22 protein-coding genes and 4 pseudogenes are annotated in these 24030 nt (G+C 66.9%); 7 read left to right on the top strand and 19 right to left on the bottom strand.

The window, feature by feature from the left end; genetic code table 11:
* Positions 1–3 precede the first annotated feature (3 nt).
* The 3 genes and pseudogenes from OG884_RS34140 to OG884_RS34130 form a co-directional block, all read left to right on the top strand.
* Complete coding sequence (locus OG884_RS34140; protein WP_326639758.1) at positions 4–1035, top strand: ABC transporter ATP-binding protein; 1032 nt, start codon at positions 4–6, stop codon at positions 1033–1035.
* Entirely contained in the window at positions 1032–2180 is a 1149-nt protein-coding gene (locus tag OG884_RS34135; RefSeq protein WP_326639757.1) for an ABC transporter ATP-binding protein, read from the top strand. Before OG884_RS34140 ends, OG884_RS34135 begins: the two co-directional genes overlap by 4 nt.
* A gap of 172 nt (positions 2181–2352) precedes the next feature.
* A pseudogene (locus OG884_RS34130) lies at positions 2353–3417 on the top strand (PucR family transcriptional regulator); the annotation flags it as partial.
* A 96-nt stretch (positions 3418–3513) separates the two neighbouring features.
* Here the strand turns inward: OG884_RS34130 and OG884_RS37740 are convergent.
* Both OG884_RS37740 and OG884_RS34125 read right to left on the bottom strand, forming a co-directional pair.
* The gene (locus OG884_RS37740; RefSeq protein ID WP_442811753.1) at positions 3514–3774 is read right to left on the bottom strand and encodes a hypothetical protein; all 261 of its coding nucleotides are present in this window, start codon (positions 3772–3774) and stop codon (positions 3514–3516) included.
* Between the two features lie 171 nt (positions 3775–3945).
* On the bottom strand, positions 3946–4305 hold the full coding sequence (locus OG884_RS34125) for an acyltransferase family protein (protein WP_326639755.1): 360 nt from the start codon (positions 4303–4305) through the stop codon (positions 3946–3948).
* On the opposite strand from OG884_RS34125, the gene OG884_RS34120 reads away from it, so the two are divergent.
* Both OG884_RS34120 and OG884_RS34115 read left to right on the top strand, forming a co-directional pair.
* Positions 4286–4531: a hypothetical protein gene (locus tag OG884_RS34120; RefSeq protein WP_326639754.1), complete on the top strand. Its 246-nt coding sequence runs from the start codon at positions 4286–4288 to the stop codon at positions 4529–4531. The genes OG884_RS34125 and OG884_RS34120 overlap by 20 nt on opposite strands.
* A gap of 591 nt (positions 4532–5122) precedes the next feature.
* Positions 5123–6133, top strand: a complete 1011-nt coding sequence (locus tag OG884_RS34115) for a hypothetical protein (RefSeq protein WP_326639753.1) — start codon at positions 5123–5125, stop codon at positions 6131–6133.
* Here OG884_RS34115 and OG884_RS34110 read toward each other — a convergent pair.
* Positions 6105–7082 (bottom strand): phytanoyl-CoA dioxygenase family protein, encoded by a 978-nt coding sequence (locus OG884_RS34110; protein ID WP_326639752.1) that lies wholly within the window; start codon positions 7080–7082, stop codon positions 6105–6107. The genes OG884_RS34115 and OG884_RS34110 overlap by 29 nt on opposite strands.
* 211 nt (positions 7083–7293) lie before the next feature.
* A pseudogene (locus tag OG884_RS34105) lies at positions 7294–7392 on the bottom strand (hypothetical protein); the annotation flags it as partial.
* Between the two features lie 184 nt (positions 7393–7576).
* Here OG884_RS34105 and OG884_RS34100 point away from each other — a divergent pair.
* The gene (locus tag OG884_RS34100) at positions 7577–8014 is read left to right on the top strand and encodes an Lrp/AsnC family transcriptional regulator (RefSeq protein ID WP_326639751.1); all 438 of its coding nucleotides are present in this window, start codon (positions 7577–7579) and stop codon (positions 8012–8014) included.
* Positions 8015–8038: 24 nt separating this feature from the next.
* Here the strand turns inward: OG884_RS34100 and OG884_RS34095 are convergent.
* The 13 genes and pseudogenes from OG884_RS34095 to OG884_RS34035 form a co-directional block, all read right to left on the bottom strand.
* Positions 8039–8269, bottom strand: a pseudogene (locus OG884_RS34095) (transposase); the annotation flags it as partial.
* A gap of 152 nt (positions 8270–8421) precedes the next feature.
* Entirely contained in the window at positions 8422–8550 is a 129-nt protein-coding gene (locus OG884_RS34090; RefSeq protein WP_326639749.1) for a hypothetical protein, read from the bottom strand.
* A 63-nt stretch (positions 8551–8613) separates the two neighbouring features.
* Positions 8614–8832 (bottom strand): hypothetical protein, encoded by a 219-nt coding sequence (locus OG884_RS34085; protein ID WP_326639746.1) that lies wholly within the window; start codon positions 8830–8832, stop codon positions 8614–8616.
* A 71-nt stretch (positions 8833–8903) separates the two neighbouring features.
* Complete coding sequence (locus OG884_RS34080) at positions 8904–9542, bottom strand: GntR family transcriptional regulator (protein ID WP_326639743.1); 639 nt, start codon at positions 9540–9542, stop codon at positions 8904–8906.
* Between the two features lie 82 nt (positions 9543–9624).
* The gene (locus OG884_RS34075; RefSeq protein WP_326639741.1) at positions 9625–10569 is read right to left on the bottom strand and encodes a carbon-nitrogen hydrolase family protein; all 945 of its coding nucleotides are present in this window, start codon (positions 10567–10569) and stop codon (positions 9625–9627) included.
* Positions 10566–11792 (bottom strand): amidohydrolase family protein, encoded by a 1227-nt coding sequence (locus OG884_RS34070; RefSeq protein WP_326639738.1) that lies wholly within the window; start codon positions 11790–11792, stop codon positions 10566–10568. The genes OG884_RS34075 and OG884_RS34070 overlap by 4 nt, the downstream gene beginning before the upstream one ends.
* A gap of 14 nt (positions 11793–11806) precedes the next feature.
* The gene (locus tag OG884_RS34065; protein ID WP_326639736.1) at positions 11807–12679 is read right to left on the bottom strand and encodes an ABC transporter permease; all 873 of its coding nucleotides are present in this window, start codon (positions 12677–12679) and stop codon (positions 11807–11809) included.
* A 35-nt stretch (positions 12680–12714) separates the two neighbouring features.
* Positions 12715–13650: an ABC transporter permease gene (locus OG884_RS34060; protein WP_326639734.1), complete on the bottom strand. Its 936-nt coding sequence runs from the start codon at positions 13648–13650 to the stop codon at positions 12715–12717.
* Positions 13647–14567: an ABC transporter ATP-binding protein gene (locus tag OG884_RS34055; RefSeq protein WP_326639733.1), complete on the bottom strand. Its 921-nt coding sequence runs from the start codon at positions 14565–14567 to the stop codon at positions 13647–13649. The genes OG884_RS34060 and OG884_RS34055 overlap by 4 nt, the downstream gene beginning before the upstream one ends.
* A gap of 95 nt (positions 14568–14662) precedes the next feature.
* Positions 14663–15658 (bottom strand): ABC transporter ATP-binding protein, encoded by a 996-nt coding sequence (locus OG884_RS34050; RefSeq protein WP_326639731.1) that lies wholly within the window; start codon positions 15656–15658, stop codon positions 14663–14665.
* A gap of 10 nt (positions 15659–15668) precedes the next feature.
* Positions 15669–16658, bottom strand: a complete 990-nt coding sequence (locus tag OG884_RS34045) for a succinylglutamate desuccinylase/aspartoacylase family protein (protein ID WP_326639728.1) — start codon at positions 16656–16658, stop codon at positions 15669–15671.
* The gene (locus tag OG884_RS34040; RefSeq protein ID WP_326639726.1) at positions 16658–18148 is read right to left on the bottom strand and encodes an ABC transporter substrate-binding protein; all 1491 of its coding nucleotides are present in this window, start codon (positions 18146–18148) and stop codon (positions 16658–16660) included. Before OG884_RS34040 ends, OG884_RS34045 begins: the two co-directional genes overlap by 1 nt.
* 234 nt (positions 18149–18382) lie before the next feature.
* A complete protein-coding gene (locus OG884_RS34035; RefSeq protein ID WP_326647120.1) occupies positions 18383–19021 on the bottom strand; it encodes a hypothetical protein in 639 nt (212 codons plus the stop codon).
* A gap of 117 nt (positions 19022–19138) precedes the next feature.
* On the opposite strand from OG884_RS34035, the gene OG884_RS34030 reads away from it, so the two are divergent.
* Positions 19139–20749, top strand: coding sequence for a zinc-dependent metalloprotease (locus tag OG884_RS34030; RefSeq protein ID WP_326647087.1), 1611 nt, complete (start codon positions 19139–19141; stop codon positions 20747–20749).
* 161 nt (positions 20750–20910) lie between these two features.
* On the opposite strand, the pseudogene OG884_RS37735 reads toward OG884_RS34030, so the two are convergent.
* Together OG884_RS37735 and argG are read right to left on the bottom strand one after the other, a co-directional pair.
* Positions 20911–21339, bottom strand: a pseudogene (locus OG884_RS37735) (KR domain-containing protein); the annotation flags it as partial.
* A 280-nt stretch (positions 21340–21619) separates the two neighbouring features.
* Complete coding sequence (gene argG, locus OG884_RS34020; protein WP_326639724.1) at positions 21620–23068, bottom strand: argininosuccinate synthase; 1449 nt, start codon at positions 23066–23068, stop codon at positions 21620–21622.
* Positions 23069–24030 lie beyond the last annotated feature (962 nt).

Here is a 24030-nt window from a genome sequence, read left to right as displayed (position 1 = left end):
CAGATGAATGCGCATGCGCACCAGACCCGGCTCGGAGCGGATCCGCTGCTGGTGGTCGAAGACCTGTCGGTCACGTTCTCACGACCTGGCCAGGAGCCCTTCACAGCCGTGGACGGGGTCGGGTTCGAGGTCCGTCCCGGCGAAGTGGTCGGTCTGGTAGGCGAGTCCGGCTGCGGTAAGTCCGTGACCTCGCTCGCCATCATGGGGCTCCTGCCCCGCCGGGGGACCCGCGTCAGCGGCAGGGCGGTCTTCGACGGCGTGGACCTGCTCTCACTGTCCGATCGTGAGCTGCGCGATCGCCGTGGCGCCGACGTGGCGATGATCTTCCAGGACCCGTTGTCCTCGCTGAACCCCGTCGTGCCGCTGGGAGTGCAGGTGGCGGAGGTCATCCAGCGCCATCGCCGGATGAGCCGGTCCCGGGCGACGCGGCAGGCGCAGGAGATGCTGGAGCGGGTCGGCATCCCCGATCCCGCCCGGCGGATGCGCGAGTACCCGCACCAGGTCTCCGGCGGCATGCGCCAGCGCGTGCTGATCGCCATCGCCCTGGCCTGCGAACCGCGGCTGCTGATCGCGGATGAGCCGACCACGGCGCTGGACGTCACGATCCAGGCCCAGATCCTCGCGCTCCTGAAGGAGCTCGTCGTCGGCTCGGGCACCTCGTTGATCATGATCACCCACGATCTCGGCGTGGTCGCCGGCCTGTGCGACACGGTCAACGTGCTCTACGGCGGACGCATCGTCGAGCGGGCGGACCGCTATTCGCTGTTCGACGCGCCCCGGCATCCTTACACCGGAGGGCTGCTGGAATCCGTGCCGGCATTGGGTGACGGGGAAGAGCGGCTGCGACCCATCCCGGGTTCCGTCGCCGACAACATCCCGTGGTCGCAGGGGTGCGCCTTCGCGCCGCGCTGTCACGTCGCCACCGACCTCTGCTTCCGGGAGGGGCCTGCCTGGTCGGCCGACGGCGAGCGGCGATCGCGCTGCCACCACCCGCTGTCCGATCCGATCATCGTGGCGAAGGAGACGACTTCATGACGACGGTCGCCGTTCCGACCCGACCGGGCGCCGGGGAGCAGCCCCTCCTCGACGTCCGCGACCTCAAGGTCCACTTCCCGATCCGCCGAGGGGTGCTCATGGACCGGACCGTCGGCCACGTCCACGCGGTCGACGGCGTCGACCTGCGGATCATTCGTGGGGAGACCTACGGCCTGGTCGGGGAGTCGGGGTGCGGCAAGTCGACGTTCGGGCGCGCCGTGCTCCAGCTGACCCCCGTGACCTCGGGGGAGATCCGCTTCGACGGAATCGACCTGCGGTCGCTGCGCGGTGAGGCGCTGCGCCGCCGGCGCCGCCACATGCAGATGGTCTTCCAGGATCCGCTGGGGAGCCTGGACCCCCGGCAGAGCGTCGAGCAGATGTTCCGTGAGGGGATGGCCGCGCACGGGCTGGCGAAGGGAGATGTCTCCGGGCGCCTCGACGAGCTGCTCGACTCGGTGGGGCTGCCGCGGACGGCGCTGCGCAAGTACCCGCACGAGTTCTCCGGAGGACAGCGTCAGCGCATCGGCATCGCCCGGGCGCTCTCGGTGGAGCCGCAGCTGATCGTCGCGGACGAGCCCGTCAGTGCCCTGGACGTGTCGGTCCAGGCGCAGGTCATCAACCTTCTCGAGGACGTCCAGGCCGCATACGGGCTGACCTACCTGATCATCGCGCACGACCTCGCCGTGATCCGGCACATGAGCGACCGGATCGGGGTGATGTACCTCGGCGGGATGGTGGAGGAGGCGCCCACTGCGGAGCTGTTCGCCGAGCCGCTGCACCCCTACACGCGGGCGCTGCTCTCCGCCGTGCCGCAGCCCGACCCCCGGTACGAGGATTCTCGCGAGCAGATCCTGCTCCGCGGCGATCTGCCCAGCCCGGCGGACCCGCCGCCCGGATGCCGGTTCAGCACCCGTTGTCCGTGGAAGCAGCAGACCCGCTGCGACACCGAGCGCCCGCAGCTGCGGACCGTCGGGGTTCCGGGGACGACCGCCGCCCACCGGGTCGCCTGCCATTGGGCGGAGGGCATCCGCGACGGTGCGATCCGGCCGACGCGGTCGACCCGCGTCGGCGCCGCCCTGCCCGTCGGCGCGGCTGCATCATCGGGGTCGGCGTCCGGCACCCCGCCGGCGACCGGCGGGAGCTGACCGCTGTGCCGGCGACGCGGGTCGGGACAGGGCCGAGGGCGCTCGGGCGGAGGGGAGCGGCGTGAACGGCGTCCTCACGCAGCACCTCCACGAGCTCGTGCATTCTCTCAGCGCATCGCTGGACGTGCCGGTCGAGGTCACCGACGTGCAGTTGAACCGGATCGCCCGGTCGATGCCGAACTCCTCCGCGGACGAGGACTTCGCCGAGGCGGTGTCGCCTCGGCACCTCGGATTGAGCGCGCGCTCCGTGGCCCTGATCTCCGAACCCGTCTACATCGGCGGGAGCGCCGACCTCGGGATGCCCCTGACGCTGGTGATCCCGGTGCGATCGCCCGGTTCGGCGCCGTCGCTGCTGCTCTGGATCACCTGCGCGCGAGGGCCGCTGTCGCCCGAGCGGATCGAGAGCGTGGGACGGATCGCGGAGGCCACCGTCTGCGCGCTGGAGACAGCCGGGCTGCTCGTATCGCCCGAATGGGCGGACGACCACGTCGGCCGTGCCTTCGCTTCGGGGGATCTGGACGGACTGGACTCGCTGCTGGGCCGGGCCATCCGCGACGGAAAGCTGCTGCACGACGGGACCTTCGTCTGCCTTGCGCTCTCGATGCCCGCGGCGCTTGACCCGGACTCGTCGGGATCGGCGGCGCAGCGACGGCTGACCGCCGTGACGAACCGCTTCGCCGAGGGCCATCTGCGCGACCGGTGCCTCATCGCGTTCAGCGGCTCCGTCAGCTTCGCGCTGCTGGCACCTCAGCCACGCGACGTCCAGACGACCCTGCCAGGGCTGCTCGCGACGAAGACCGTTGACCTGATCTTCCGGTCCCGGCGGAACGGCATCGACCTCCCATGGCTCGTCGCTGTCAGCACGATCGTGGCCGATCGCGCGAGTGTCGCCGTCTGGCAGGCCAGGCAGAGCCTGGACCTGGCCGAGAGCATGGGCTGGAAGCACCAGGTCGTCCACTGGGAGAGAACCGCGCACATGCGCGGGCTCGCCGCAGTGCCCACGGACGTCCTCGTGCGCCACTTCATCAGCCCGTCCCTGCGATGGCTTCTCGAAGACGAGTCGGCGGAGGACCTCGTCCGGACTCTCAGGGCGTTCCTGACCACGGCGGGGAACGTCAAGCAGGTCGCGGCAGACCTGTATCTTCACCGTGCGACCGTCTACCACCGGATCAGGAAGGTCGAGGCGAGGCTGGGAGTAGACCTGTTCAGCGGTGCAGGGCGTCTGGAGGTCCACGCCGGTCTTCTCGCTGCAGAGATCGTCGCGAGCCGGACGACGGCGGGGCGAGAGCTGCCCGGCCGCCTCACTCCGCGGCCGACCCCTTCTTCTCCCGCCTCAGCGCGTGCAGGATCGCTCGGTGTACCCGTTCGGCTGGGCGGCGCCCTCGAGGATGAGCCGACGGGCGGCGACGAATGCGATCCCGGGCTCGGCGTCGAACGCGAGCGGCTCGTAGGCCGCATCCCCGGCGTTCTGCGCGTCGACGACTGCGGTGAGGCGGCACAGGCTGACGTCGACCTCGTCCTCGGAGATCACGCCGTGTGCCAGCCAGTTCGCCAGCAGTTGGCTCGAGATCCGCAGCGTCGCGCGGTCCTTCATGAGCGCGGTGCCGTGGATGTCGGGCACCTTCGAGCATCCGACCCCTGGTCGATCCAGCGGACGACGTAGCCGAGGATCGACTGCACGTTGTTGTCGAGCTCGGTCGCGACGACCTCGGGGGGGAGAGATCGTCGTCGCCGACGAGCAGGATATCGATCCGGCGCGCCTGGCTCACATCGAGGGCTCCGCGCCCGGGGCCGGGGGTGTGGTCTTCGGTTCGCGGCGCAGCATGGCCCGCAGTCGCTTCTCGATCGGATATTCGTACAGCCGGTACAGCCCCCATGACAGCAGCACGCTGACGGCCAGGCCGGCCAGCGCGTACGGCAGGTGCGCCCAGCTGGGCGGCGGGAAATCGTACAGCGACCGCCGACCGAACGCGTGCTTGGCGATCGGGAAGAGCACCAGGAAGTGCACCAGGTAGAAGGCGTAGGACCACTGGCCGAGCGCCACCAGCGGGCGGGAGCCGAGCAGGCTGCGCCGACCGGCCAGGTCGTTGGTGGCCGCCGCCGCGATGAGCGGCGCGAACACCACGATGCTGCCCCACCGGCTCTCACACGGCCACTGCCACGTCTACGCCACCACGATCCACACCACCGCCACCCCCGGCAAGGCCGTCGCCTTCGCCCTGCCCACCCCCACGGGCACCCGCCTGACCTTCCCGCCCCTCCCCGACCTCCGCCCCGGCCTGGCCCGCCTGCACGAGTGGACCGACCACCACCCACCCGTGGAAGGGCGGACTCCAGCCGAGAACAGTTGAACGCCCCGGTCGATCTCAACCCACCCCTCCCGGCGCCAGCCGGGCAACAGGCGCCGTTGGTGAAAATCTCCTGGATATCGGCGAGCCAGGTGACCCGGAACCCGCTCTCCTGGCTTCCTTCCCGTCATCCTGTCGAACGCCGGAAGGCACCCGTCGTCGGTTCTGACTGGTGAGTGTCGATTTGAACAGTACCGAGTCGCTGATGCCCCTCCCCCAGCGCTGGGCGGCGGGTGCCGGATACAACACTCGGAGATGTTCCAAGAGCAGCGGAAACGTCAGGGTGGTGTGTGCTAAAAAAGGCGCGTCGGCCCAGCTCATTGGGGATTGCCGAGGGATCGGCGAACCCGGGTGAGCGGGCGGGCCAGCACGACAGGCCGTGCCACGGCGCCCGGAAGGGCGTGAGCGAGCCGGTCACCCGGAGAAAGAAAGACGGCCCCGAGCCGGTGCGACCAACACCGTCCCAAGGCCTTGATCAATTCACCCTGCCAAACCAGGAGAAAGATCTGTGCTCGACTGTACTCGCGCGCCCGCGCCCATATCAAACATCCGCTCCCGCCAGACGATCGTCTTCTCGGTCTCGGAGGGCGGGCGATGAGCATCCAGCCGACGAAGCCGCCCTCCGACCGGTTCACCCGGATATCCAACCTTTGGATCCGTGACCTGCGGCTGTCGTGGAAGGCGCGCGGCCTGCTGGCCTGGCTGACCTCGCACGCGACCGGCTTCCGGGTCTCGGAGAAGACCATCGTCTGCGCCGCCCCGGACGGCCGGGACGCGGCCCGGGCCGCCATCGGGGAACTGGAGGCGTACGGCTACCTGGTGCGCGAACGCGAACGGGGCCGCGACGGCAGGCTCGGCGGCGTCACCTACATCATCTGCGACCCCTGGTCACCGCGGCTCACCGCTGCCAAACCCAGGCCGGAAAACCCGTTGCTGGCCCCGACCAGTGCGGACACCGCGAAACCGCAGGTGGCAGCCTACGACGGGAAACCCAACGTAGGAAAACCCACCCGTATAAGAAGACCAGAGAAGCAAGAAGACCAGAACCCCGAGAAGATCAGCGAAAACCCCCCTCTTCTCGCCGTAGGCGAGCCTGCGGACCGTAGGGGGCCGGGCGCCGCGCCGACGCCTGCGGCGAATCCGGAAGAGTTGTCCCGGATGGCCGCCGAGTTGCTCGGCAGGCTGCCCGACCACTACCGCCGCGCCCCGGCCTGGCTGCGCTCCCGGCTGCTGAAAAAGATCTCCGAGGCCCTCACCCGGCACTCCCCTCCGGCCATCGCCGACGGCACCGCCTGCTCCGGCTGCGGACGCGATCCCCGGCATCCGTTCTGCGACGCGGAGGTGGGAGATACGTCCGCCCGGCCAGGCCCCGAGGTCCCCCCGCATCCGTCCCGCGAGGCGAAAGCGGCGAGCGCGAAGGCCCCACCCGGTTTGGGCCTTCTGCCCTACTCGTCCTCGGAGCCCTTGGCCAGTGTGGAAGCGAGTTGGAGACAAACGCGTCCTGGCCCTGGTCTTCTCGAAGCGGACGCGGGGACGGTCATCGGCTTCGCTCATGCCGATCCGGCAGAACCGCGTCTCACAACAGGTAGGCGTTGTGGGGGTTGAACCTGGTTCCCGCCACCTGGACGCACTTGTGCGAGCTGATGTCGAGGTTGGAGCCGTCGTAGGTGTCGCCGGTGACGCGCTGCGGGTAGACCCACGTGTCGCCCACCGTGTAGCGGCCGTTGAGCGCGAGCCGGGTGACCGCCGTGGGCAGCGACCCGCGCGAGCGGTGCATGCAGCGCTCGCTGAAGATGACATATTCGCCGGCCTTCATCGGGACTGTCTGCGTGTCGCCCGGCTTGACCTTGAAGGGCTCGGTGACGACCGCGAACAGGTTCTCGCAGAACGCATCGAGCATGTCGAAGAGCTCCTCCAGCGAGTACTTGTCGGGGTCCACCCCGGAGAAGACGTTCCGCGTGTCGATGTCGAGGATCACGCTGTTGTTGGCGGCGCGGTCGAGCAGCTCCTCCTTGGTCTTGATCCGGTTGCGCGGATCGACGTAGGCGCCTGACTCCGCCAGCCGTACCATCCGCTTGGGGTAGGAGTTACGCTGGGAGCCCTTGACGAACTCCATGACGCCGTCATCCTCCGAGACGTCCGTCAGCGCCAGCCACACCGTCCAGTCCCATTCGCCCGCGGGATTCATGGGGAACAGCGCTGGGCGATGCCCGCCGACCTCTTCGCCGTCGAAGTAGCCGTACTCCTGGTGCCAGTCGATCGGACCGCCGCCGGGGAACTTCTCGAACAGCTTGGAGCGCCACAGGATCAGCGAGTCCGCCCTGGTGACCTCCTGTACCGTCTGGGCCAGCTCCGGAGCCGTCAGGATCTCGCGGACGGTTTCATTGGCCAGGTGCCAGTCACGCACCGAATAGCGGCCGTAGAGCGGGTGCGTGGGCGCCTCGTGCAGAACATTGCCGAAGAACTCCCGCAGTTCCTCGAGGACCGCGGAGGAGGCGAAACGTGGGAAGGGACCCACGAAGCCGTTTCTGACCAGGGACTCTTGGGGTGACATGTCCATCAGGGACCGGCCTTTCTGTCGCTACGAGGGGACGGTGAGGGTCGGGAGCCCGCGGAGAACCGGCCGGCCTTGGCGGCGACGTCGCCGCCATAGAGGCGCAGCACCTGCTCCAGGGCGAATTCGGCCAGATAGCGCCGCAGGTCGTCGGGAGGTTCCTCTACCAGCAGGAGCCGGGCGCCGCCGATGGTGTCGGCGTGGGCTGGTCGTACACTTCGTGCCCGTTCAGGGTCAGTTCGTTAACGCCTGCGGGTGTGATGGCCACGCGGTACTCGTTTTTGACTTCCTTCGGGACAGCGATGAGCATTGCCCACCCCTTTATCGGGAAACAGCAATGATGGTGGCGGGTCCTTTGATAAGGCGCCATAACATCGCAAGAACTAGCGATATCTCAGCAGATACTCGCCCATCGTTCATTCATGAGTCCTTCTCGACCATCGAGTCCGAATCCTGTGCGACCGTTCCGCGGCACTCCGGCAGCGCTGGATGACGTGGATCGACGGCTGCTCCATGAGCTGGCCGAGGACGCGCGCATCCCGAACAACACGCTCGCCGGCCGAGTCGGGATCGCTCCATCGACGTGCTCGCTGAGGTTGAGACGCCTGCGTGAGATCGGAGCAATCCGTGGCTTCTACGCCGACATCGCCCCTGAGGCCCTCGGCCTGCCGATCCAGGCCATGATTGCCGTGCGCGTGCAACCAACTGCGCGCTCCCGCATCGGTGAGATGACCGCCAAGCTGGCCGCACTGCCAGGAGTGCTGAACGTCTACTTCCTGGCGGGATCGGTGGACTTCCTGATCCAGGTGACGGCCGCGTCGCCCGACGCGCTGCGCGAGTTCGTCACGCTACACCTCAGCGCCTCACGGGAGTATGCCTCGACTGAGACCAGCCTGGTCTTCCAGCACATCCGCAGCGGGCTTCCCGGCTAGTGCGACGTTCCTCACCGGAAGTAAGGCCTCCACCTGGACGTCCAGTACCTTGGCCATCTCGCTGACCTGGCTTTTGGAGATGTGTTTGATGCCGAGCTGTTCGACCCGCTTGTCCACCCGCCGGGTGGAGACCCCGATCAGGTAGCCGGTGGCCACCACGCTGATCAGGGCTTGCTCGGCCCGGCTGCGCCACTCCAGCAGCCAGTCGGGGAAGTAGGAGCCTGAGCGTAGTTTCGGGATGGCGAGCTCGACGGTGTGGCTGTTGCCTTTTCGGTACGGCCTGATTCGAGGCCGCTTGGATGGTCGAGCGGCCGGTGCCGAGTGGATTGGCGCATGGTCAGCCTGCCGGTCGGAGCCGGTAGCGGTGGGGCCGGGACGCTGGTGAGTCCATGGGGTGTCGCCGCCGTTCAGGTGGTGAGTGCGGCTGAGCGCCGGGCCGGGTCCAGGCGGCAGAGCTTGCCGAGGTTGAGCACCATGGCGGCGAAGGTGAGCTCGGCTTGGCAGGCGGTGGGGTCCACACTGTTGGGCACGGCCATCGCTTTCTTCTCCTTCGATCTTGGTTTCGCAACCTGAAGGATCACGCGATGGCCGTCCTCATTTCACGGCGCCACACCATCTAACTGGGGAAACTCATCCACCACGTCCGCGGACGCAACCCGGTGTCGCACCGCCACGGCGGCCGCGGCCAGCGGGATCAACCCGCACACCGCCGCCTGCAAGGTGAGGTAACCGGCGGGCCCGACGACGAGCCGGCCGCCGACGGCCACGACCGCCTCTTCGTCGCCTCTCGCGGGCCGCAGATGGCCCGGGTGCCTCAACGCTACTCCAGAGCTGGGGCGGCCCCGGTCCTCACCAGGGCCGGCAGTCGCACGCCCCTTGGAGTGTCGGCTCATGCCTCATCTGGCAGCACCTGGCTGAGGATCTCCATCGAATGCCGGCGACCGCTCCTGACGTGTTCCGATGCGAGCGCGGCAGCTGATTCAGCGTCGCCCTTCTCGATCGCAGCGAAGAGCTGCTGATGCTCATGGCACAGTGACGTCGGGTCGCGTTCCGCCGTCAGCCTGAAGAGCCAGCGCACCCGGCCGCTGATCATGGCCATCATCCGTTGCAGCAAGACATTGCCCGAGATCTCCACGATGCACTCGTGAAATGCCGCGTTGGCCGAGCTGATCACCCCAGGGTCATCGGTTTCGGTGGCCGCCTCGGCCTGCCTCAGGGCCTCCTTCAGTTGCTCGATCTCCTCGGCCGAGGATCGCTGGGCAGCGAGCTGGGCCGCCAACCCCTCCAGAGATATCCGAACGCTGAAGAGCTCATCGGCATCACGCATGGTGAGCTGTCGTACCACCGCACCGCGACGCGGGATGAGGTCGATGAATCCGTCCAGCTGGAGTCGGACGAATGCCTCGCGCAGCGGCACCCGGGAGACATCCAGGCTCAGCGCCAGGTCACGCTCGATCAGACGCGTCCCCGACGGGAACACGCCCTCGATGATCTGCTCGCGCAGGCGCGCGTACACCTGCTCGACCAACGACCTGTCGGCGGACCCGAGCGACGTCTCCGGTGCGATCATGCGGGCCATCCGCCCGACCCCGGGATATCAGCTGTCACCGTCACAATTCCTCCAGTTTCGAATTGACCGCGTCCGGGCTGGCAACGCCAACCGATGGCAAGCGAGCGTCGAGATCTTCTGCCAATAGTGCATAGCACTCGGGTCGACGGTCGTCCAGAAAGCTCTGTCCTATGCCGCTGTGGGTCCGCGCCGCCGATATCTCCTCGGCGAGGTCCGCGGTGTGCACCACCAGGCACTCGTCCACCTCGGCCCGAGCAACGACCGTTCCCCGGGGGTCGACGATCTGGCTCCCCCCGTAATAGTCGAGGCGCTCCGAGTAGGCCCCCTGTTCACAATGATTCGACACCACCATCCAGGTCTGGTTGAAGAAGGCCGTGGATCGGGCGCACAGGTCCATGTATTCGCCGGTCCCCTGCGATTCTCCCATCCTGGTGGGCCATGCGGTGGAATAGAGCAACAACTCGGCGCCCTGCAATGCGTACAGCCGGCTCAGTTCGGGAAATAGCAGGTCGGCGCAGATCAGACTGCCTACCCGGGTATCACCCGCCATCGTCACGTCGGATCGGTGCCCCGGTTTCATGTAGGGGTACTCGGGCTTGTTGTGCATCTTGCGGAAGGAGTGCACGACACCACCGGGACCGACGATGGCCACCGAGTTGTACAGCACGCTGCCGTAGCGACCAGCCTCGATGAGTCCGAACTGCACGAACATGTCATGTCGTGCGGCCAGCTCGCCGAGCGCCTCGGTCGCGGGCCCGGGAATCGTCTCCGCGGCCTCGAGGAGGCGCTTGGTCTGATCCGCCTGCGCCGCTGTTCCACGCGGGATAGCGAAGTCCACGTACCCCTGGAGAGATGCCTCGGGGAAGACCAGGAAGTCCACCCCGCGGCTGCCGGCCTCGGCGATCAGCTCACTGATCTTCTCGAGGTTGGCCTGCTTGTCACGCGTCACCTTCATGTTCGCGGCCGCAAGCGTGGTCATCGTCATCGACGACTCTCCTCGCGATGACGAGCCGCTGGAGTGGCCTCGACACCATCCTGTCGGGCGACAACACGACCTGCCTTCACCACCAGCAGCGGACGTTCCGGCCTCGACACCGCCTCCGCGGCTGACTGCGCCCGGGCCACGAGGAAGTCGGCTCGGTCGCCCTTGGCGAGACCGTATCCGGATTCGATACCCAGTACCCGAGCCCCTCCCCGCGTGGCGATGTCCAGGCAGAGCTCGAGATCCTCATCGCGGCGGAAGCCGCACCTGTAGGCGACGAGCATCGCGCGCTCCAGCATGCTCCCGGTACCGAAGGGCCCCCAGAGGTCGCGCACTCCGTCGTTGCCACAGCACACCCGTACGCCGTGCTCGCTGAGGAGCTTGATCGGGATCATGGCGTGTCCTCCGGGCGCGACCGTGGCGATGCCCACGCCGCTGTCCGCCAACTGCTCGGCGAGCTCATGCTGTCGCGCGACGCCGACGTCTCCGAGAGCGAACGCATGACTCACCGTCACCTGCCCGGACATGCCTCGAGCACGCGTGTTCTCCGCGATGAGCTCCAGTTGCCACGCCCCGAGCTCACCACCATCGTGCAGGTGGATGTCCACCGGTGCGCCGTGACGCTCGGCGATGCCGAAGACACGGGAGAGGTGCGCCACCGGGTCGCGGTCGAACCCCGCGGGGTCGAGTCCACCGACGATGTCGGCACCCGCGGACAACGACTTCTCCAGCAGCTCGGCAGTGCCCGGGCGACGTAGCAGGCCACTCTGCGGGAACGCCACGATCTGGACGTCGATCTGTCCCTCCAGGGAGCGCACCGCCCGGGCGACGCCCTCCACGCTCTCCAGACCGTTCTCGTCATCGACGTCGACGTGCGTGCGCATCGACGTCGTGCCCTGAGCGATGCACTCGGTCAGCAGCGCCCGGGCCCGATCCTCAACGGTCAGGCCGAGCCGGCCACGGACCCGGCGCTCGTTGTCGGTGAGATCGAGCAGAGTCGGCCCGGCGGAGTGCGGACGATACGGGAGGCCCCAGGTGGTCTTGTCGACGTGTGCATGCGCGTCGACGAGACCGGGGATGAGATACCCCCCGTTCCCGTTGAGCACCGGCGACCCGTCGGCGTGCTCCACCTCCGGTGCGATGTCAGTGATTAGTCCGTCGATCACCTGGACGCAGCCGATCGATGCGTCTGGCAGACGGACATCGCAGATGTGCAGGTCGGCCATAGTCGATACCTCTCTCATTGACGACTCAAAACCTTTCTCCCCTTGGGCTCCCTCGGACTGTCCTGTCCCACCCCGATCTCGTCGGGATCGACACCTACGCGTTCCCGCAGGCCATCACCGACGAAGTTGAAGGCCGCGACCACGCATACGATCGCGATTCCCGGTACGAGACTCGCCCACGGCGCGGTGGACATGTATCCCTTCGCTTCGGAGATGATCGTTCCCCAACTCGGTGTCGGCGGCTGGACACCGAATCCCAGATAGGACAACGACGACTCCAGCAGCACCAGGTGGGCCAAGTCGTAGGTGAAGTAGACCAAGATCGTCGGCCATGAGTTCGGCAGCAGATGCCGGCCCAGGATCTTCACCGTGCGAGTGCCGGAGACGCGTGCCGCGTCGACGAACAAGCGCTCGCGCAGGGTGAGGGCGGCACCATGTGCCAACCGGGCATAGGGCGCCGCGGAGGCGATGCCCAGAATCAGGACGAGATTGGTCAGGCTGGGCCCGAAGGCGGCGATCACCGCGATCAGCAGGATCAGCTGCGGGAAGGCCAACTGGACGTCGACGAGCCGCATCAGGATTCCTTCGCACCAGCCACGGAAGAAGCCTGCAGACAGACCCACGGCGACACCGATCAGCAAGCCGATCAAGGCGGCTCCGGCGACGACCATCAAGGTGTAGCGCGCTCCCACGACCATCATGCTGAAGATGTCCCGGCCCAGCGCATCGGTGCCCAACGGGTAGCTGCCCAGGCTCGGCGAGGTGAACCGAACACTCGGATCGGTCTGGAAGGCGTCATGGGGAAGCCACCCGTGGGGCCACACGGCGCACACGATGAGCAGCACAAGGACTGTCCAGCCTGCTCGGCGCGCGATCCTGCCGCCCATCCTGCCCCGGGCGCGCCCCTTCGCCTGTCGGCCGATCATCGCCGGATCCTCGGGTCGAGCAGTGCATAGATGACGTCGACTATCTGGTTGATGGCGATCACTCCGAACGCTGCGAACAGGGTGATCCCCTGGACCACCGGGAAGTCTCGGGTCGAGATGGCGTTCACCAGCAGTTGGCCGATCCCTGGCCACCCGAACACGGCCTCGGTGATCACGGCCCCACCGAGGAGGTAGCCGAACTGCAGCCCGAGAACGGTCACGATCGGGATCATCGCGTTCCGCATCACGTGGATGGTGAGGACCCGCGTGGGACTCAGGCCCTTGGCGCGGGCGGTACGGATGAAGTCCTGCTGCTGCTGCTCGAGGATGCTGCTGCGGGTGACCCGCAGCAGCAGCGGGATCACGAACAGTGACATCGAGGAGGCCGGCAGCACCAGGTGTTCCCAGCCCCCGGTGCCGACGGTGGGCAGGAGACCCAACTGCACTCCGAACACGAAGATCAGCAGTGTGCCCGAGTAGAAGACCGGGACCGACTGGCCGAGCACGGCCAGCCAGCGCCCGAGATTGTCGATCAGTGATCCCGGCCGGAGCGCGCCGAGGATTCCGAGCGGGAGCGCGACAGCGGCCCCCATGGCAAGGGCGGTCAGACCCAACTCGAGCGTCGCGCCGGCTCGTTCGAAGATGAGCGAGGTGACCGGCGTCTGATAGCGGATCGAGTCTCCCAGCTGGCCGTGGACGATGTCCCCGAGGTAGGCGATGAACGAGCCGATCAAGCCTCGATCGAGCCCGTGCGCCTCTCGGAAGTGCGCGATCACCTCCGGCGGAGTGTTGATCGGCAGCAGGATGGCAGCGGGGTCACCGGTCTGGCGAACGATCAGGAACACGGCGATCGTGACCCCGAGCAGCGTGAGCGCCATCCGGGCGACTGCCCGGACGCTGGACATCACCAGGGGTAGATATGTGCTTCTCATCGCACCTCCCCCTGTGTCTGCAATGCCGCGGCCTCGACGAAGTGACACGCCACCGCGTGCCCGGCGTCGATGGCGCCCAACTCGGGCTTCTCCGTCCTGCACCGTTCCGGCGCGCCCAACTGCTCATAGAGAGGGCAGCGAGACCAGAACGGGCAGCTGTTCGTGTCCGGAGTCTCTCCTGGAGCCGGCAGCGGGCCCGGAGCGTGGGTGAGCTCGGGGTCGATCTGCTGGTGGTTTCCCGGAACCGCCGCCAGGAGACGGCGGGTGTAGGGATGCAGAGGGGAGGCGAAGAACTCGTCTCGTGATCCGATCTCCACCAGGGTGCCGGCGTACATCACCGCGATCCGGTGGGACATCCGACGAACGACGGCCAGGTTGTGGGAGACGAACAGGTACGTCAGGGTTCGCTGCTCCCTCATCGACTTCAGCAGGTGCAGCATCTGAGCTTGGACTGAGACATCCAGAGCACTGGTCGGTTCATCGCAGACGATGAAGTCCGGCTCGGAGGCCAGCGCTCGGGCGATGGCGACGCGCTGCTGTTGCCCCCCGGACAGTTCCCGAGGGAAGCGCTTGGACCAATCCGGGTCGAGGCCGACCTGCCGCAACAGGTCGCGAACCCGAGATCGCACCTCACCTCCGGTGGCGAGTCTGTGCGCCACGATCGGCTCGCTCACGATCGCCTCGAGCTGCATGCGCGGGTTCAGGGACGCGTACGGATCCTGGAAGACCATCTGCATCCGCCGCCGGGCGTCACGGCGTTCCCCACGCGGGGCCGTGGTCATCGAGACCCCGTCGAAGACGATCTCCCCGGATGTCGCGGGCTGCAGTCCGATCAAGGCCCGCCCGAGGGTGCTCTTCCCGGATCCGGACTCACCGACCAGTCCGAGAGTCTCGCCGCGCCGGATCGTCAACGACACCTCGGCAACTGCGCGCTTCGATCCCGATCCGCGTCGTCCCCCGAAGTCGACAACGACGTCGCGAGCCTCCACCAGCGTTTCCCTGCTGGATTGATTCACAACCAGCCTCCCGCCTGTGCTCCGATACATCGCGCCAGGTGCCCCTGTGCGAACTCGGAGAGTTCCGGCACTCCGTCATTGCATTCGTCTCGCGCCGCCGTGCAACGCGGTTGGAACGAGCACCCCGGCGGCAACGCGAGCAGGTTCGGAGGACTGCCCTGAACCGGAGCAGCCAGGGCCTCGAGGTCCTCGTCCAGTCGCGGGATGCAGTCCAGCAGCGCCTGGGTGTACGGCATTCGTGCTCCGCGCTCGACGACCCGAGCGGGTGCCATCTCGACGATCCGACCGGCATACATGACGGCGATCCGATCGCAGAAGTCCGCCGCGGCAGCAAGATCGTGCGTGATCAGCAGAACCGCCGCGTCGGTGTCGCTGACGAGCTCGGACAGCAAGCTCAAGATCTGGCCCTGCACGCTGACGTCGAGCGCAGTGGTCGGCTCGTCGGCGATGATCAGCTTCGGCTTGCAGGCGATCGCCATGGCGATCGCGACTCGCTGCCGTTGCCCACCGGACAACTGGTGCGGATAGGAGCCGAACCTCCGAGCGGGCTCCGGGAGCCCGACCCGGTCCAGGAGATCGATCGTCTCCGCCCGCGCCGTGCGCTTGCTGCGCCCGCGATGGATCCGCAAGCTCTCGGCCACCTGGTACCCCACAGTGAGCGTTGGATTCAGGCTGGTGGTGGAGTCCTGGAAGACGAAGCCGATCCGGCCCCCCCGAAGACGCCGCATCTCCGCTTCGGTGAGAGTCAGCAGGTCCGTCCCCTCGAACAACACCTCGCCAGATCGCACTCGTGCCGGCGGCGGAAGGAGCCGCGCCAGGCTGAGCGCGGTAATGCTCTTGCCTGACCCGGACTCCCCCACCAATCCCAGTCTTTCTCCGGGCCGCAATGCGAAGGACAGTCCGTTGGAGGGCCGGATCTGACCATCAGCCGTGTTGATGCTCACGGTCAGATCCCGCACATCCAGCAGCGGCATATCATCGCTCGACGCCATCGGAACGACCTCAGCTCGTAGTCGGGCTGGGCAGCCATTGAGCCGAGCTCTCCTCGGCCAACCCGAACGCGAAGCACCCTGGGCGCACGGGATAGGACCGAGCGGTCCAGTACAGCCACCCGCCGACGGGCGCGGTCAAGGTCTCCAGGACCTCGAAGGTCTGCGGACACACCACCACACCGAGCTTCTGACCCGGCTCGACTCGCGGCAGGAGGTCGATCACCTCGGGCTCGGGCAGGAGCAGGCCTCCCACCGACGGATGCACCCTCGTGGTCTTGCTGAAGTGCAGCAGTTGATCGGGGAGCTTCATCGGCTCGGTTCGCATCCCGAGCTGGGTCATCACATTGAGCACACCGGTGGTGTTGGCCTCGATCCACCGCTGCTCCTCGGCCAGTCCGAAGCCTGCTCCGCCGATCCCTCCCGAGATGCAGGGGATCCCCAACCCGATTCCGGCGTATGCGGCCAGCGTTCCGGATCCAGGATGCTTCAGGCCCGCGCGCCTCTGCACCGAGCTGCCGAATGCGATGCACATGTCGCGCCCCTGCTGGGTGACCTTGTCGTCCGGCAGGTCCTCACTCCACCACGCGTTGGCCATCAGCACGCCCCACTGACCAAAGTGCAGGTCTATCAGCGCGTCACAGCTCTCCACGAAGGGAACCAACGCCTTGACCAGCAGGTCCGTGATCCAGGTGAAGCTCCCCGGCCAGACCCGGTTCATGTCCGGCGCGTCCGACTCGATCTGGGTGTTGCGAACCCCGTCTCGCAACGAGACCGGGTTCGCCACCGGAATGACGATGACCTTGCCGCGGAACTCCTCCTTTCCCAGCTGCTCGACGGTATGACGCAAGGCGGAGACCGTGAGCCACTCGTCTCCGTGCTGGGTGCCGATGACACCGAGCGTCGGGCCGGGTTCGCTCCCGATGAACTCATGCACCCAGATCCGGACGTCGGAACCGTCGAGGTCCCGCATCACGGTTACTTCCTTGATGTTGTGTTCCATCACTTGATCTCCAGCTCGTAAGGCACGATCAGTTGGGTGGCGTGCGGCGTGAATCCCGTGATGCGCTTCGACACGCCGTAGTTGTCAGCGCTCTGGAACAAGGGCACCCAGGGCGGATCCTCCCGGAGGCGATCCACGAGCTGCTCGAAGACCTTCTGCCGCTTGTCGGGGTCCGCCACGCTGTAGGTCTCATCGAGCAACCGGCCGAACTCGGCATCCTGGTACACAGCGTCCGGCCCGGGACGCCACACGTCATACATGAAGCTCGCGTCCGGTGGCGGCAGGTAGCCGACCATGTACATGTCTCGCAGCGTGTGTGCGTTGTGCTCGGTCAGAAAGGCCCCGGCCTCGAGCCCCGTCTGCTTGACCTTGATGCCGACCTTCTCCAACTGGCCGGCGATCACCTGAGCGATTTCCTTGTCCTGCGGGAAGAGTCCGATCGCATACTTGAAATCGATCGTGAAACCGTCGGGATACCCGGCTTCTGCAAGCATCTGCTTGGTCTTGTCCGGATCGAAGTCGTAGACCGAGGCCGGCGTGTCCGGGACGTAGCCGGTGAAGTTGGGCGTCACCATCTGCCCCTCGAGCAGCTCACCCTTGCCGCCCAGCTGCTGATCGATCAGCGACCGGACATCGATCGCGTGCCAGAGCGCCTGTCGCACCTTGGGGTTGCTCAGCGGAGACTTGTACCTCTGGTTGAAGACCAGCGCGACACAGCGCATTCCCGGCCGACTCACGAGGGTCGAGTTCGATCCCGACGCCACCGCATCGAACGAGCCGACCTCCACCTTGGCGACGAGATCGACCTCACCGCTCTGCAAGGCCGCGATCTGCGAGGACGGGTCCGGAATGATCTTGAAGTCCAACTCGTCGTACTTGGCCTTGCCGGCCCAGTAGTCCGGATTGGCGGTCATCTGGATGCTCTCGCCGCGGTTCCACTTCTTCAGAACGAACGGCCCGGTGCCGATCGGCTCCACCCCGAACTTCTCTCCACCGACCTCGGTGTAGTACTTCTTCGGGAACTGATAGCTGCTGTAGGCGAGTCCGTTCATCACCAGCGGCGACGGCCGCTGGGTCTTCACGCGAATCGTGTAGTCGTCGACTGCCTCGACTGTGGTGATCGGTTGCAGCATCGACTTGTACGGATTCGCGTTCCGCACCAGGTCGAGGCTGTAGACGGCACTCTCGGCGTTGAACGGCTCTCCGTTGGTGAACTTCACACCCTCGCGCAGCTTCAGTTCCACGGTGAGGGGGTCGATCTGCTTCCAACTGGTGGCCAACACGGGTTCGAAGCCCGTCGCCTCCGGGTCGAAGCGCAGCAACCTCTCGGTGACGTTCTCCGAGACGTTCATCTCCGCGCGGTTGTCGCGAACGGTCACGTTGAGGCTGCCCGGATCGCTCGACTGGGCGATCACGATCCGGTTCTCAGCACCGGATCCCGAGGAGGATCCGGCACCACACCCGGCAGCGGCCACGGCGATCACCGTCACCGCGGCGACTTGCCCGAGAACCCTTCTGCCGACGAACCGGCGGACGCCTGCCGGTCCGCCCCCTTGCGGGACTGATTCTCGTGTCACTGCACACCTCCGGTGCCGTCGTTCCTCAGCTCCTGGAAACTGTTTGGTATATGAAGTACCATGCCGGAACCGTAGCGACATAGGTCACACCCCGCAAGCCCCAATGAAAGGGCCGAAAGCATGCCCACCGAACCTGAGTCCGATTCCTCAGGCACTCCTGCGCTCGATCACGGGTCCCCCGGCGAGCTCGCGGGCGACGGCGCGTTCGCCTGGTCCGTCGCAGACTCGCCCCGGTTCCTCCTCCACAGCCACGTCCTCCGGGGCATCGGATGGGGCGCCATCGGAGTGGACCGAGGCCAGATCGGTCCGTCCCGAGCGTGCCGTGCGGACGCCACCGAGGACGGGTGGGCGATCGTCGCCGAGAACACCACCTACGGACTCAGCACAGCCTCCGCCACCGCCCAGGGAGTCCTCCACGGCGCGGCCACGCGCGCCGCGCGAGACTCGTTCCCCGAGTCTGTCCTCGTGCACGCCGCCTCCGGCGAAGCGAGAGCCTCCGCTGCTGAAGCCGGCGCGACGCCCACGAACGGAGGAAGGCCCGGGAGGGGGACCTTCGACCCCACCGCGCTCGCTCTTCTCGATCACCTCCAACTCGCGCAGCTGCTCACCCGCCACCACGGGATCCCGTATGAGCTCCGGCCGGAGCTCAGTCGCGTCGTCCACCGCCAGTGGTTCGACGAGATCCTCGTGCTCGACGCTGTCGTCACCTACGGCGTGAGCGCCGAGGTGCCCCCGGAAGGTCCGGTCGGCACCTTGGGGGAACCGGCTGCCGAGCCGACGAATCACGGCTACCCGGCCCCCGGGGATACCCTGTCGATCACCCAGCGGATCGCGTTGCGCCCACTGCCCGAGCCGGGGTTCTCACCGGTTCGCATGCACCCCAGGCAGGGATCGATCGGCGACGTGGAACTGTTCCGCTTCGACCGGATCGGAGAAGAGGACGCGCGCGAGGCCCTCGCGCCCGTATTCCGCCTCACGCCCGGTGCGGACAACCCACCGATCGTGTTCCGCCTGGACCCCGGGATACCGGAGCCGTATCGCTCCGCGATCCTCAACGGGGCGAACTGGTGGCGAGAGGTGTTCGAGGCCATCGGGCAGCCCGACTTCTACCGCGTGGAGGTGTGCCCCGAAGGGGAGGACCTCTTCGACCCGCGCTATGGAACGATCGCCTGGACGCATCGCCTTGACCGCGGGTGGGCGTTCGGTGCGATCCACACCGATCCGCGCACCGGCGAGATCATCAAGGGGTGCGTGTCGCTGGGATCCAAGCGCATCGAGGACGTCCGCACGCTCGCCCAGGCCATCCTCGGAGAAGCGGACGCTCGTCGTGACGAGGTGGAGGCGATCGTGCTGCAGCGAGTCGAGGAAGTCGCGGCACACGAGGTAGGACACACGTTCGGATTCCAACACAACCTCGCGTCGCACTGTCACTCGGTGCCGTCGGTGATGGACTATCTGAGCCCGGTATTCGATGTCACCGACGACGGCCGCGTGGTGTCCGGGGACGCTCAGTCTCCGGGCCAGTCGTACGGGAACAAGCTCGGACCGTGGGACCACTGGCTCGTCAAGGCGCTCTACGCGCCACAGCTCCTCGACTCAGCCACGGCTCCCGGCGGCGTCGACGACGTACTCACGTACACCTCGAACGAGGATTCGCGACACGACTACATGGCCGACGCAAGCGGTGGTAGATGGCATGCCCCGGGGCGCCCGCTGGAGTCGTTCGCGCGCATTGTAAGGGTGCGGCAGGTAGCGCTTGCCCGATTCTCCGCGTCGAGTGCGCCGGCCGGTGAGGACTCGAACGAGATCCAGCGAAGGTTCCGGTTGCTGTACCTCATCCACCGGTACCAGGTGGTGTCGGTCATCAAGGCAGTGGGCGGAACCGTCCGCAAGTACGCACAGGCCGGCGAGACGACGCCGGATGGCAGGTTCGCCGGCGAATGGTCGCCCGTGCCGGAGGAGGATCAGCTCGAGGCGCTACGTGCAGTGGTGGATCTGTTGTCGCCCGAGTTCCTCGAGGTGCCCGCTCATGTAGATCCACTACTGGTACCGCCGTCGGGTGGAGTGAGCGAGAAGCCGGGCGGATTCGAGAACCGGTTCGCCGGGATGGTGGACATTCCCTCGATCGTGCAGTCCGGCGCGGATGTGATCCTTGGCCCTCTGCTGACACCGGAACGGCTCGGCCGGGTGGTCGAGCAGTCGACGGTGGTGTTGCACGAGTTGCTGGATCAGACAGTGCGCAAGGCACTGCGGGTGCTCGACGATGCTGCTGCAAGGGTCGACGGGTCGAACGATGTCGCGACCTTGATCGCATGGGCGGTCATCGGACGGTTCAAGAACTCGATCACCTCACCGTTGCTGCACGCGCATGCTCGTTTCGCGATCCTCCTGCACCTGGAGGACGTGGAGGTCAGCTCGCGGCTGCTCCAGAAGAAGTGGGACGCGGTAATCGATGCCGCGCTGAACCTCGAGGACACACCGGTCGTCCCCCCGCCGGGAAAATTCATCCTATGACCGGCGAAGCCGCCCTCCGACCGGTTCACCCGGATCTCCAACCCCTGGCTCCGTGATAGGAGATATGGCCCCCCCGCACCCGCACCCGCTTCGCGAGGCGAAAGCGGCAGATACGCAGCCCCCACCCGGCTGGGCCTCCTGCCCGCCCCGTCCTCCCGGTCCGCGACGTCGCAGGCGGCCACAGTGACGGTGGCTCCCAGTGCGGTGAGTTCGTCCCGCAACCCTGGCGCGTCACCCCGGCGGCTGACCAGGACCAACTGTCGCACCCCGTGCACGGTGACCAGGTGACGGGCCAGCAGCCCGCCGAGCGTGCCGGTCCCACCGGTGATCAGCACGGTGTCCTCAGCTCCGGCGAACTTCGCCGGCCCATGTGGGAAGGCCCGCACCAGGCGGCGCGCCAGCAGCTGCCCGCCCCGCACGACGACCTCCGGTTCGTTCGAGGCCAGGGTAGCGCTGATCGTCAGTGGGGTGATCTCGTCGGCGTCCAGCAGGACGAACCGGCCGGGTTCCTCGGTCTGCGCCGACCGAATCAGGCCGATGACGGCCGCGCCGGCCAGGTCGCTGACGTCGTCGCCGGTCCTGGCCGCCACCGCGCCCGACTCGCCGCTGAGTCCGAGAGCGTGCAGAGCGGAATCCAGAAGTGCCGGGTGGACTTGGCGACTGGCTGGTGTTACTGGTGCTGGGGTGGAAGGGCGGACTCCAGCCGAGAACGGTTGAACGCCCCGGTCGATCTCCCCTTTCCAACGCCGGTCGAGCAGCGGGCGCCGTTGGTGAAAATCTCCGAGATACCCCGATCGGGGGCTACCGGTGCTCTCCGGAAGCCGGTCCCCGGAGTCGCGGCATTTCAGAAGTGCCGTTGACGTCGGCGGTTCAGTCGGTGCCGAACTCCATCGCGGCGTGGTCGAGCATCTCGTCGTCGCCGGAGACCTCGCCGCGTGAGGCGATGACCTCGGCTCCGCCCTGCGGCATCGCGCCGATCAGTTCGGTCGAGGCCGCCTGGACGGCGCCGATGAGCGCGGCATGGGCGGTGCCGACCATGCCGAGGCTGGCGTACTGTTCGAGCTTGGCACGCGAGTCGGCGATGTCGAGGTTGCGCATGGTGAGCTGGCCGATCCGGTCCACCGGGCCGAACGCCGAGTCCTCGGTGCGCTCCATCGACAGCTTGTCCGGGTGGTAGCTGAAGGCCGGGCCTGAGGTGTCCAGAATCGAGTAGTCCTCACCGCGCCGCAGCCGCAGCGTCACCTCGCCGATGACCGCCGTGCCGACCCAGCGCTGCAGCGACTCTCGCAGCATCAGCGCCTGCGGGTCGAGCCAGCGGCCCTCGTACATCAACCGGCCGAGCCGCCGGCCCTCGGCGTGGTAGCTCGCCAGGGTGTCCTCGTTGTGGATCGCGTTGACCAGCCGTTCGTACGCCGCGTGCAGCAACGCCATCCCAGGCGCCTCGTAGATGCCCCGGCTCTTGGCCTCGATCACCCGGTTCTCGATCTGGTCCGACATGCCCAGGCCGTGCCGCCCGCCGATCGTGTTCGCCTCCATCACCAGGTCGACCGGGCTGGCGAACTCCTTGCCGTTGATCGTCACGGGGCGGCCCTGGTCGAAGCCGATGGTCACGTCCTCGGCGGCGATCTCGACCGCGGGATCCCAGAATCGCACGCCCATGATCGGGTCCACGGTCTCGATGCCGGTGTCAAGGTGTTCCAGGGTCTTGGCCTCGTGGGTGGCGCCCCAGATGTTGGCGTCGGTCGAGTAGGCCTTCTCGGTGCTGTCGCGGTAGGGCAGGCCGTGGGCGAGCAGCCACTCCGACATCTCCTTGCGGCCGCCGAGTTCGGACACGAAGTCCGCGTCGAGCCAGGGCTTGTAGATGCGCAGGTGGGGGTTGGCGAGCAGGCCGTACCGGTAGAACCGTTCGATGTCGTTGCCCTTGAACGTCGAGCCGTCGCCCCAGATCTGCACGTCGTCCTCGATCATCGCCCGGACCAGCAGGGTCCCGGTGACGGCACGACCTAGCGGCGTGGTGTTGAAGTAGGCGCGCCCGCCCGAGCGGATGTGGAACGCACCGCAGGTGAGCGCGGCCAGGCCCTCCTCGACCAGCGCCGCGCGGCAGTCGACCAGGCGCGCGATCTCGGCGCCGTACGTCAACGCGCGGCCGGGTACCGAGGCGATGTCGGGCTCGTCGTACTGGCCGATGTCGGCGGTGTAGGTGCACGGAACGGCACCCTTGTCGCGCATCCACGCGACGGCGACCGAGGTGTCGAGGCCGCCTGAGAAGGCGATGCCGACGCGCTCGCCGGCGGGCAAGGAGGTGAGAACCTTGGACATAAAACAAGATTATGCACCGTGTTGCATGGTCATGCAAAATCGCGACCCGCGGCTCGCGATCTTACGCGGAGGCCATGGCCATCCGCGCTGTTCACCGAACGCCACCCACCCGTGGAAGTACGGACTCCCCGCCCGGCGCGAGTCGGTCACCCGGAGAAAGAAAGACGGCCCCGAGCCGGTGCGACCAACACCGTCCCAGGGCCTTGATCAATCCACCCTGCCGGACCAGGGGAAAGATCCGTGTCGACCGGGGGAGACACGATCGCCCGGCCTACACGCTCGATGCCGTCTTTGCGGGCTCCGGTGGCCCGTGGGTGGTCGTCCGTCCAGCGCACGACCTTGTCCATCCAGGTGCCGGGGGCGCGACCGGCCGTCCGGGCCTGACGTTCGACTTCTTCAGGCCGGTCCCGGCCGACCCGGCCACGTCAATCAAGATCACATAAATGCGACCGAGTGAGGCCTTGATCAGCTTTCTGAATTGTGATGAAAGGTTCTCCGGAACCTTTGATCCAGCGGACGCTCTCATCGGATAATCCTGACATGATCGGCTCTCGATGGGTACTTGTGATCACTGGTCTGGTAGTGGCGGCACTCGGTGTAGCTCTCGCTGTGACCAGCGCAGAGAGCGCAAATAGATTGTCTGGAGCGGTGGGCGGGATCGCCGGGGTCGCAGCTCTTGGATTCTCGATCTGGGTGTGGGTGGAGGAACGATCCTCACGGCCCCATGACGGCCCTCGTCGCGAATCTGCACCTCTGCGCATCGGTCATACTTTGCCTCCTTCCGGGAATACTCTGGCAGAGCGGCTGAGCCTTAGAACTCCCCGTCTGGCCACCATCTGGGGCATTCCTGTAGGAATAGTTGTCGCGATCGATGATGGAATGCCGGTAAGCCTGATAGTTGGATTTATATTCGTGCTACCCTACGCGCTGTTGTGGCTGTATGGACTTCGCAGAAAATCCAA

The organism is Streptosporangium sp. NBC_01755, from assembly GCF_035917995.1.
Lineage (GTDB): Bacteria > Actinomycetota > Actinomycetes > Streptosporangiales > Streptosporangiaceae > Streptosporangium.
The sequence above is the reverse complement of the archived record's forward strand: the minus strand, read 5'-3'. Positions and strand labels throughout refer to the sequence as shown.

Bases quoted from the DNA above. Each gene is read 5' to 3' on its own strand.
- OG884_RS34135 (WP_326639757.1), top strand. From the start codon at position 1,032: ATGACGACGGTCGCCGTTCCGACCCGACCGGGCGCCGGGGAGCAGCCC.
- OG884_RS37740 (WP_442811753.1), bottom strand. From the start codon at position 3,774: ATGAAGGACCGCGCGACGCTGCGGATCTCGAGCCAACTGCTGGCGAAC.
- OG884_RS34050 (WP_326639731.1), bottom strand. From the start codon at position 15,658: ATGGCGTCGAGCGATGATATGCCGCTGCTGGATGTGCGGGATCTGACC.
- OG884_RS34065 (WP_326639736.1), bottom strand. From the start codon at position 12,679: ATGGGCGGCAGGATCGCGCGCCGAGCAGGCTGGACAGTCCTTGTGCTG.
- OG884_RS34115 (WP_326639753.1), top strand. From the start codon at position 5,123: ATGAGCATCCAGCCGACGAAGCCGCCCTCCGACCGGTTCACCCGGATA.
- OG884_RS34070 (WP_326639738.1), bottom strand. From the start codon at position 11,792: ATGGCCGACCTGCACATCTGCGATGTCCGTCTGCCAGACGCATCGATC.
- OG884_RS34120 (WP_326639754.1), top strand. From the start codon at position 4,286: ATGAGCGGCGCGAACACCACGATGCTGCCCCACCGGCTCTCACACGGC.
- OG884_RS34090 (WP_326639749.1), bottom strand. From the start codon at position 8,550: ATGGCCGTGCCCAACAGTGTGGACCCCACCGCCTGCCAAGCCGAGCTC.
- OG884_RS34110 (WP_326639752.1), bottom strand. From the start codon at position 7,082: ATGTCACCCCAAGAGTCCCTGGTCAGAAACGGCTTCGTGGGTCCCTTC.
- OG884_RS34060 (WP_326639734.1), bottom strand. From the start codon at position 13,650: ATGAGAAGCACATATCTACCCCTGGTGATGTCCAGCGTCCGGGCAGTC.
- OG884_RS34075 (WP_326639741.1), bottom strand. From the start codon at position 10,569: ATGACGATGACCACGCTTGCGGCCGCGAACATGAAGGTGACGCGTGAC.
- argG (WP_326639724.1), bottom strand. From the start codon at position 23,068: ATGTCCAAGGTTCTCACCTCCTTGCCCGCCGGCGAGCGCGTCGGCATC.
- OG884_RS34045 (WP_326639728.1), bottom strand. From the start codon at position 16,658: ATGGAACACAACATCAAGGAAGTAACCGTGATGCGGGACCTCGACGGT.
- OG884_RS34140 (WP_326639758.1), top strand. From the start codon at position 4: ATGAATGCGCATGCGCACCAGACCCGGCTCGGAGCGGATCCGCTGCTG.